General features: G+C 66.8%; 1 protein-coding gene and 1 pseudogene. Both read left to right on the top strand.

What is annotated here, in order from left to right; translation table 11 throughout:
• Nucleotides 1-334: pseudogene (locus I55_RS09630) on the top strand (response regulator); the annotation flags it as partial.
• Nucleotides 331-1,212, top strand: coding sequence for a protein phosphatase CheZ (locus I55_RS37690; protein ID WP_049973991.1), 882 nt, complete (start codon nt 331-333; stop codon nt 1,210-1,212). The pseudogene I55_RS09630 and the gene I55_RS37690, both read left to right, overlap by 4 nt.
• Nucleotides 1,213-1,358: the final 146 nt, after the last annotated feature.

Below are 1,358 nucleotides of genomic sequence, written 5' to 3'. Positions count from 1 at the left end.
GGCGCATCATCANGAACCTGCTCCGCAGATCGGTTTCACCAAGATCGAAGAGGCCGCCGACGGTGCCGAGGCGCTGGCCAAGCTGCGCGGCTCCAGCTTCGGGCTGGTCATTTCCGACTGGAACATGGAACCCATGACCGGTCTGCAGCTTCTGAAGGAAGTGCGCGCGGACGTCCGCCTGAAGGGTACGCCCTTCATCATGGTGACCGCGGAGTCCAAGACGGAGAACGTCGTCGCCGCCAAGGAGGCCGGCGTCAACAACTACATCGTGAAACCTTTTAACGCCGACACGCTGAAGAAAAAGATCGAGAGCGTCATCGGCGCGTTGGGGTGACGCCTGTGTCGGATTTCTTTTCCGACCTGTCTGACGAGGAGTACGCCCGCATCGAGGACGCGCTGCAGTCCACGGCGCGCGGGCGTGCCTTTTTGCGCATGCGGGATCGCCGGGGCCGCGTCGTCGCCATCGACGACGTGCGTCGCCTTCTGAGGGAAGCCAAGACGGGGGGCGAGGTCGACAGTTCCGGCGCTCATATCCGCATCCTGCGGCGCGAGTTGCAGGAGATGGCGTCGCACATCGCCCAGACCCGGCGCGAAATCGCGGCCCTGAAGCCGGATGATCCCTCGGCCAACCGCATCATGCTGGCGACCGAGGAGTTGGACGCCATCCTACAGGCGACCGAGCACGCCACCACGGAAATCCTGAACGGGGCAGAGCGCATCCAGTCGGTGGCCGACCGCCTGCGCGGCGAGTCGCCCATGGCGGCCGCGGAACTGGACAACGAGGTCATGGAGATCATGACCGCGTGCAGCTTCCAGGACATCACCGGCCAGCGCATGACCAAGGTTGTGAACACCATGCGCTATATCGAGCGCCGGGTGCACACCATGATCGAGATCTGGGGCCTGGAGAGCGAAGCGGCCGAGGCCATCATGGACGACCCGCAGGACGTCCGGCCCGATTCCCACCTGATGCACGGTCCGGCCTTGCGCGGCGGCATCGATCAGAACATGGTCGACGCCTTGATGGATGGCGGTGGCTTCGCCCCGGTGGCGGCCCCCCCGCCACCGCCACCGCCCCCCCCTCCCCCGCCACCGCCGGCACCGGCCCCGGTGGCGCCGCCCAAGCCGGCGCCGAAGCCGGCCAAGGCGCCGGAGCCGCCCAGCAGCGACGGCAAGTTGAGCCAAAGCGCCGTCGACGACATGTTCCCCTGACGCGGGGCAGAGCCCCCGGATGCCGCGAGGGATCCCGGGGCTCGTGCTTCAGCGCGATTCGGCCCGCGCATCGGGAAGCGGGGCGGTGAAAGATTCGCTACCGTTGCATAACCGTGGCGACAGTCCCGCAACCATTTGCCTTCTGA

The sequence above is a fragment of the Azospirillum sp. B4 genome (assembly GCF_000333275.1).
GTDB lineage: Bacteria > Pseudomonadota > Alphaproteobacteria > Azospirillales > Azospirillaceae > Nitrospirillum.
The sequence above is the reverse complement of the archived record's forward strand: the minus strand, read 5'-3'. Positions and strand labels throughout refer to the sequence as shown.